The sequence below is a fragment of the Curtobacterium sp. MCBD17_023 genome (genome assembly GCF_003224415.1).
GTDB lineage: Bacteria > Actinomycetota > Actinomycetes > Actinomycetales > Microbacteriaceae > Curtobacterium.
On sequence record NZ_QKLJ01000027.1, the window covers coordinates 1 to 8,050 of the forward strand.

Genomic DNA, 8,050 nt, shown 5'->3' on the forward strand with positions numbered 1-8,050 from the left:
GGAGCAGGACGTCGATCGCGCCCCGGAGCGCGAGCACCGCGCTCGCCTGGGTCTCGTGGGTCGCGTCCGCAGCGGTGCCGTAGGCACGCTCCTTGACGAGCTCGAGGTAGTCGTCGCAGAAGGTCCAGAAGAACCGCTCGGTGATCTCGAGCACACGGGCGTGGTCGTACGCGTCGAACGCGGCCGTCGCCTGGTCGACGACGGTGCCGAGTGCGGCGAGCATGTCGACGTCGAGCGCCTCCGTCACCCGGTGGGCGCCGGTGGGCAGCTCGAAGCCGTAGACGAACTTCGCCGCGTTGAGCACCTTGATCGCGAGACGACGGCCGACCTTGATCTGCTTCGGGTTCTGCGGGTCGAAGGCGGCATCGGTCCCGAGCTTCGACGAGGCCGCCCAGTACCGGACCGCGTCCGCCCCGTGCTGCTCGAGGATCGACAGCGGCGTGACGACGTTGCCCTTCGACTTCGACATCTTCTTGCGGTCGGGGTCGACGATGAAGCCGGAGATCGAGGCGTTCGTCCACGGAACCACGTCGGCCTCGAGCTGGCTGCGGAGCACGGTCGTGAACAGCCAGGTCCGGATGATGTCCTGCGCCTGCGGGCGGACGTCGTACGGGTACACCAGGCCGTAGAGCTCGGGGTCGGTCTCCCACTTGCCGGCGAGCTGCGGGGTGAGGGACGAGGTCGCCCAGGTGTCCATCACGTCGAGCTCGCCCTGGAAGCCGCCGGCGACACCGCGCTGCGACTCGTCGTACCCGGGAGCCGGGTCGGACGACGGGTCCACGGGCAGCTGCGCCTCGGTCGGGACGATCGGCTGGTCGAAGACCGGGTTGCCGTCGGCGTCGAGCGGGTACCAGACCGGGATCGGCACGCCGAAGAAACGCTGGCGCGAGATGAGCCAGTCGCCGGACAGGCCACCGACCCAGTTCTCGTACCGGACCTTCATGAAGTCGGGGTGGAACGCGATCTGGTTCCCCCGTTCGAGCAGGGTCGCCTTGAGCTGCTCGTCGCGGGCCCCGTTGACGATGTACCACTGGCGGGTGGAGACGATCTCGAGCGGCTTGTCGCCCTTCTCGAAGAACTTGACAGGGTGGTTGATCGTCTTCACGTCGCCGACGAGCTCGCCGGACGCGGTGAGGGCGTCCACGACGACCTTCTTGGCGGAGAACACCGTCTTGCCGGCCATCTCGGCGTAGAGCGCCCGGCCCTCGGCGGACTCGATCCACGCCGGTTCCTCGGAGCGGATGCGGCCGTCGAACCCGATCACGGAGCGGTTCGGCAGCTGCAGCTCGCGCCACCACACGACGTCGGTGGTGTCGCCGAACGTGCAGATCATCGCGATGCCGGCGCCCTTGTCCTTCTGCGCGAGGTGGTGCGCGAGCACCGGGACCTCGACGTCGAACAGGGGGGAGCGGACGGTCGTGCCGAACAGGTCCTGGAACCGCTCGTCGTCCGGGTGCGCGACGAGGGCGACACACGCCGGCAGGAGCTCGGGGCGGGTGGTCTGGATGACGACGTCACCGCTGCCGTCGGACTTGTGGAAGGCGAGGCCGTGGTACGCGCCCGGCATCTCCTTGTCCTCGAGCTCCGCCTGGGCGACCGCGGTGCGGAACGTCACGTCCCACAGGGTCGGGGCGTCGGCCTGGTAGGCCTCGCCGCGCTCGAGGTTGCGGAGGAAGGCGCGCTGGGCGCTGGCGCGCGAGGTCGCGTCGATCGTGCGGTACGACTGCGTCCAGTCGACGGAGAGCCCGAGGGTGCGGAAGAGCTCCTCGAACTGCTGCTCGTCCTGGACGGTCAGCTGGTCGCACAGCTCGATGAAGTTGCGACGCGAGATCGGCAGCTGGTCGGCGGCCTTGCTCGACTTGCCGTCGCCGCCCTCGAACGGCGGCGTGAAGTCGGGATCGTAGGGGAGCGACGGGTCGCACCGGACGCCGTAGTAGTTCTGCACGCGACGCTCGGTGGGGAGCCCGTTGTCGTCCCAGCCCATCGGGTAGAACACGTGCTTGCCGCGCATGCGCTCGTACCGGGCCTTGAGGTCGGTGTGCGTGTACGAGAACACGTGCCCGATGTGCAGCGAACCCGAAGCGGTCGGCGGCGGGGTGTCGATCGAGTAGACGGCGGACCGGTCACCGGCGGCGGCGCGGTCGAACCGGTAGGTGCCGTCCTGCTCCCACTGCGGTCCCCAGACCTGCTCGAGTCCGTCCACCGATGGCTTGTCGGGCATGGGCTTGGTCATGGCTGCGCCTTCCGTTCGTATGTGCGGCACCGAGTCCGTGATGAGGTGCCTGAGTGTCCCCGCGCTCGACAGGGTCCCTCCAGCGTAGTGGTCGCCCCGTCGCCACGAGCCCGACTGGTAGGCTTCCGGGGTTTGTCCGGCGAGCGCGGCTCGCAGGTCGCCAGTGTCGCCGCCTCGTCGGACGCCCGAAGGACGCACAGCACACCGGAGGAACGACTTGCCAGCGAACGACACACCGACGCAGCCGCACGGGGACCGCCCGTTGCGGACGAAGGGCGCCGCCAAGCGCGCCCGGCGGAAGCTCACCGAGGACGACGTCACCGTCGTCGAGGAGTCGCTGCTCAAGCGTGCCGTCGCCGCGGCGGCGCTCGGCAACGCGATGGAGTGGTTCGACTTCGGCATCTTCGCCTACCTGACCGTCACCATCTCGAAGGTGTTCCTGCCGGCGGGCGACCCGACCTCGAACCTGGTCGCCACGTTCGGCTTCTTCGCCGCCGCGTTCATCGTCCGCCCGATCGGTGGCGCGGTGTTCGGCCCGATCGGCGACAAGATCGGCCGGCAGAAGGTCCTCGCGCTGACGATGATCCTGATGGCCGCGGGCACGCTCATGATCGGCCTGATCCCGTCCTACGACACGATCGGCTTCTGGGCGCCGGTGCTGCTGCTCGTCGCGCGGTTCGTGCAGGGCTTCTCGACGGGTGGTGAGTACGGCGGTGCCGCGACGTTCATCGCGGAGTACTCGCCCGACAAGCGCCGCGGCTTCATGGGCTCGTGGCTCGAGTTCGGCACGCTCGCCGGCTACGTGCTCGGCGCCTCGATCGTCACGGTCCTGCAGTACGCGATGCCCGAGGACGCCCTGCTGAGCTGGGGCTGGCGCATCCCGTTCATCGTGGCCGGACCGCTCGGCCTCATCGGGCTGTACCTGCGGCTCAAGCTGGAGGAGACCCCGGCGTTCCAGAAGCAGCAGGAGCAGGCGGCCGAGCGCGAGTCGCAGAAGACCCCGTTCCTCAAGCTCTTCGCCGAGAACTGGCGCTCGCTCATCGTCTGCATCGGCCTCGTCCTGGTCTTCAACGTGACCGACTACATGCTCCTGTCGTACATGCCGACCTACCTCGAGACGAACCTCGGGCAGAACGCCACGTTCGGCCTCATCCTCATCGTCATCGTGATGATCCTCATGATGGTCGTCATCACGTTCGGCGGACGGCTGTCGGACCGGTTCGGTCGTCGCCCCGTGCTCGCCGCGGGATGCATCGGGTTCATCCTGCTGTCCTGGCCGGCGCTGAAGCTCGTGCAGACCGGCACCGGCCCCGGCGTCTTCGCCGGTTTGCTCATCCTCGGTCTGGTCCTCGTGACGTTCACGTCGACCATGCCGTCGACGCTCCCGGCGCTGTTCCCGACGATCATCCGCTACGGCGCGCTGGCCATCGCGTTCAACGTGTCGGTCTCCCTCTTCGGTGGCACGACGCCGCTGGCGACGCAGGCGCTCATCGCCGGGGCGAAGGACGCCGGCTTCGGCTGGGCCGAGGACATCCCGGCCTTCTACCTCATGCTCGCCGCCCTGATCGGGCTGGTCGCCGTGTACTTCACGAAGGAGACCGCGAGCTCACCGCTCATGGGCTCCGGCCCGACGGTCGCGCACGAGGACGAGGTCGCCGACGTCATCGCGGAGTACGACGACCCGACCTCGGAGCTCGCGCAGTCCGACTGGGCGAAGGACTTCTCGACGAGCCAGTTCCCGGTCGTCCCTGAGGACGGCAGCGCCCCGGGATCGCGCCAGGAGCAGGCACCCGCCGGTTCCTGACCCGCCGACCACCCGGCCGGGAGGCCCGTCCTGCGTCCGCAGGGCGGGCCTCCCTCGCGGATCGTCCTCTGCCCCTGACGAGTCGGGGCGGTCCCGGCCGCTCCGGGAGCCCGGGTCAGGCGGGCTCGGTCGGGCCGGCGGTGAGCCGTTCGGCGGCACGGACGAGTCGCACGGTGACCGGATGCGTGGGCTGCTCGAGGAGCACGCCGGCGGGACCGGACTCGACGACGGCGCCCTCGTGCACGACGAGCACGTCGTCGGCCAGCCGCCGGACGGCCCGGAGGTCGTGCGACACGAACACCATCGCGACACCGGTCTCGTCCCGGAGCCGTTCGAGCAGTGTCAGCACGGCGTCCTGCACGGTCGCGTCGAGGGCGGTGACGGGCTCGTCGAGCACCATCACCTCGGGCTCGGTCGCGAGGGCCCGGGCGATCGCGAGCCGCTGCCGCTGCCCGCCGGACAGGGTGCGCGGGGAGCGACGCCGGAGCGCGGGGTCGAGCCCGACCTGCCGGAGCGCCGTCGCCACCCGGTCGCCGAGGGGTCCGGTCGCGCGCCGAGCCCGGCCGCCGGTGAGCGCGTCCGCGAGGACCCGGTCGACGTCCCACCGTTCGTCGAACGTCGCGCCGGGGTCCTGTACGACCGCGGCGATCCGCGAGCGACGATGGCGGCGGTCCCGTTCGGGCAGCGGCGCCCAGGGCTCGCCGCCGAGGGCGACCGTGCCGTCGTCGGGCGTCTCGAGCCCGAGGAGCATCCGCGCCACGGTCGTCTTGCCGGAACCCGAGGCCCCGACGATGCCGAGCACCCGACCACGGTCGACCCGGAGCGACACCTCGCGGACCGCCGGGACCCCGGCGTAGGTCCGGCGGAGTGCATGCGCCGCGAGCACGGGGGTCTCGACGGGACGGCCGGCAGCTGCGGCATCGGCGATCACGACGCCTGCGGCCCGGACGTCGCCACCGCGGACGCCGGCGGTCGGACCGCCGCGCAGGGGGCCGTCAGCCGTCCGCGCCGCCCGGACGAGTGCGCGCGTCGCCTCGTGCCGGGGTGAACCGAGCACGTCCGCGGTCCGCCCGTCCTCGACGACCCGTCCGCCGTGCATCACGACGACCCGGTCGGCCCACCCCGCGACGAGCCCGAGGTCGTGCGTCACGACGAGCACCCCGGTGCCGCGCAGCTGCGCCGCGCGGAGCTGCTCCATCACGGTGAGGGCGATGCCGGCGTCGAGCGCGGTCGTCGGCTCGTCGGCGACGAGCAGCCCGGGGTCCGCGATCGTGGCCGCGGCGATGAGCGCACGCTGCCGCATCCCGCCGGACAGTGTCCCGGCTGTGCGCCCCTCCGTGGCGAGCGCGGGGTCGAGTCCGACCGCCTCGAGCGCCGCTCTCACGGCGTCGACACGCTCGCGAGCGGTCAGGTCGGTGTGCAGCCGGAGTGCGTCGGCCACCTCCCGCCCGACGGGACGGAGCGGGTCCAGGGCGCCGAGGGCCTCCTGGCCGACGTAGCCGACGAGGCGTCCCCGGACGTCGCGCCACCGCCGATCGGACAACGCGCGGACATCGCGCCCGGCGAGCACGAGCCGGCGCGCGCCGATGCGGACGCCGTCCGCGGAGAGCCCGAGCGCAGCCCGGACGGTGACCGACTTGCCGGAACCGGAGGCGCCGACCAGGGCGACCAGCTCACCCGGGGCGACGTGGAGGTCGACGTCCTCGACGAGCGTCGTCGTCCCGACGGTGGCAGCGAGCCCCGCGACGTCGAGGACGGGCTCGGCGGTCCCGGCGCTGCTCACCGAGCATCCCCACGTCGGCGGAGCGCCCGACCGAGCACCGTCACCGCTGTCGCGAGGACGACGATCGCGAGGCCCGGGAACGTGCTCATCCACGGGGCCGTCTGCAGGTAGGTGCGGCCGTCGGCGAGCATGGCGCCCCACTCCGGCGCGGGTGGCGGTGTCCCGACGCCGAGGTAGCTCAGGGCTGATGCCCACACCACCGCCTGACCGATGCCGAGCGTGCCGACGGCGACGATCGGCCAGAGGGCGGCGGGCAGCACGTGGCGGAACACGATCGCGGCGGGGGAGCGGCCGAGGAGCACGGCGGTCTCGACCACCTGCGACGCCCGCGCGGTCCGGACCAGCCCCCGCACGATCCGGGCGTACCCCGGCGCGGTCGCGAACCCGACGGCGAGCATGGCCGGCACCGGACCCGGGCCGGTCACCGCGATGACGACGAGCGCGACGAGCAGCAGCGGCAGCGCGAAGGCGACCTCGGTCACCCGACCGACGACCGCGTCGACCACCCGTCCACCGAGCCCGGCCAGGACGCCGAGCAGCACGCCGGTCGCGCCGCCGACGAGCGTGGCGACGACGCCGACCAGCAGCGACGCCCGGGTCCCGGCGACCACCCGCGCCAGGACGTCCCGGCCCGACTCGTCGGTGCCGAACGGACGACCCGGGCCTGGTGGCAAGAGGGCCTCGGCCGGGGAGACCGCCAGCGGGTGCGCGCCGCCGAGCAGCGCCGGCCACAGGGCGGCGACCACCGCGACCGCCACCACGGCGGCCGCGATGGTGCCTGCCGGCCCGAGCGTCCCCCCACGGAATCGCTCGGACCGGCGTCCGGCGCGTGCCCCGGACGTCTCGGACGGCCTGGTCGGCGTGCCGCCGGACCTGCCGTCGGGGTCGGTGCCGGGTCCGGGAGCGACCGGCTCGGTGCCGCACGGGAGGCCCGGGTCGAGGATGCCGCTCACCGTGCCTCCGCCTCGTCCGGCGTCCCGGATCCGTCTGTCCCGCCGCCCGTGACCGGCGCCGCCGCGGTCGGTGCCAGGACGACCTCCGGTGGCCGACGCCGCTGACCACGGCGGGCGCCGGCCGACGGGCCGCCCCGCTCACCGGTGGGCTGGCCGCCGCGCGGGTCGACCGCGCGCTCGACGAGGTCGGCGACGGCCAACACGACGACGTACGCCGCCGCCGACACGAGCGCGATCCCCGCGACGAGGGGCATGTCCCGCTGCGTCACCGCGGTCACGAGCGCCCGGCCGATCCCGGGGAGCGCGAACACCGACTCGACGACGACGGCCCCGGACACGAGCGACCCGAAGGCCCAGGCGGACAGGGCGATCCCGGGGAGTGCGGCGTGCCGGAGCAGATGGCGACCGAACAGACCGGCGCGGGACTCCCCACGACCCCTTGCGGCCAGCGCGAAGGCGGACCGTTGCGCGTCCACCACGCCGTCGCGGATCGTCTCGGCCAGGTACCCGGCGACCGGCACCGCGACGACGAGCACGGGCAGGACCCAGCCGCGCAGCGTGCCGTCGCTCACGGCGGGCACCCACCCCAGGGAGCTGGCGAACACCACGATGAGCACGCTGCCGAGCCAGAAGTGCGGCATCACGCTGGCGGTGACGGCCAGGCCGGTGGTCAGCAGCGCCGCCGTGCGACCTCGTTGCGTGGAACACCAGGCGGCCACGACCGCCAGCAGCCAGGCGACCCCGAGCCCGGCGACCGCGAGGGTCAGCGTCACGGGCAGTTCCTGCGCGAGGAGCGTCGACACCGGCGTCCGGAAGGCGTACGAGTCCCCGAGCTGCCCCGCCGCCAGACGGCCGAGGAACACCAGGTACTGCACGAGGACGGGCTGGTCGAGCCCGTACTCGGACCGCACCTGGGCCACCGCCTCGGCCGACGCCTGGGACCCCGGCCCGCCGAGGATCGCGAGGGCGGGGTCCCCCGGGATGAGACGGATCGCGACGAACACGATCGTGGCGACGGCCCAGAGCACCCCGATGCCGCCGAGGACGCGGCGCACCGTCCAGCGCACCCAACCCGCACGGGCGGGTTGGCGTGCCGGACGGGCACCGGACCTCTCCCCACCGGCACGGCCCGTCGGCCGCTGGCGCGTCCGCCGGGAACCGGCGGCGTGGGCCCAGATGCGACGCAAGGAGATCAGCGCGCGACCCACGCCGTGCCGAACCACGGCGTCGAGACCGACGTGGTCGAGATGCCGTGGACGGCCGAGCGGTACAGGAAG

Annotated in this window: 5 protein-coding genes; 1 reads left to right on the plus strand and 4 read right to left on the minus strand. The window is 72.9% G+C overall.

Annotation, left to right across the window (positions count from 1 at the left end):
* On the minus strand, window positions 1-2,233 hold a 2,233-nt coding region (valS, locus tag DEI84_RS15335), incomplete at its 3' end, for a valine--tRNA ligase (protein ID WP_110891515.1).
* 217 nt (window positions 2,234-2,450) lie between these two features.
* Between valS and proP the strand changes: the two genes are divergently transcribed.
* A complete protein-coding gene (proP, locus tag DEI84_RS15340) occupies window positions 2,451-4,037 on the plus strand; it encodes a glycine betaine/L-proline transporter ProP (RefSeq protein WP_258371802.1) in 1,587 nt (528 codons plus the stop codon).
* Between the two features lie 115 nt (window positions 4,038-4,152).
* Here the strand turns inward: proP and DEI84_RS15345 are convergent, their stop codons facing one another.
* From DEI84_RS15345 to DEI84_RS15355, 3 genes are read right to left on the minus strand one after another with little or no spacing between them, the layout of a single operon-like run.
* Complete coding sequence (locus DEI84_RS15345) at window positions 4,153-5,820, minus strand: ABC transporter ATP-binding protein (RefSeq protein WP_181420494.1); 1,668 nt, start codon at window positions 5,818-5,820, stop codon at window positions 4,153-4,155.
* A complete protein-coding gene (locus DEI84_RS15350) occupies window positions 5,817-6,773 on the minus strand; it encodes an ABC transporter permease (RefSeq protein WP_258371803.1) in 957 nt (318 codons plus the stop codon). Before DEI84_RS15350 ends, DEI84_RS15345 begins: the two co-directional genes overlap by 4 nt.
* Window positions 6,770-7,828, minus strand: coding sequence for an ABC transporter permease (locus tag DEI84_RS15355; RefSeq protein WP_309146398.1), 1,059 nt, complete (start codon window positions 7,826-7,828; stop codon window positions 6,770-6,772). Before DEI84_RS15355 ends, DEI84_RS15350 begins: the two co-directional genes overlap by 4 nt.
* Between the last annotated feature and the right edge of the window lie 222 nt (window positions 7,829-8,050).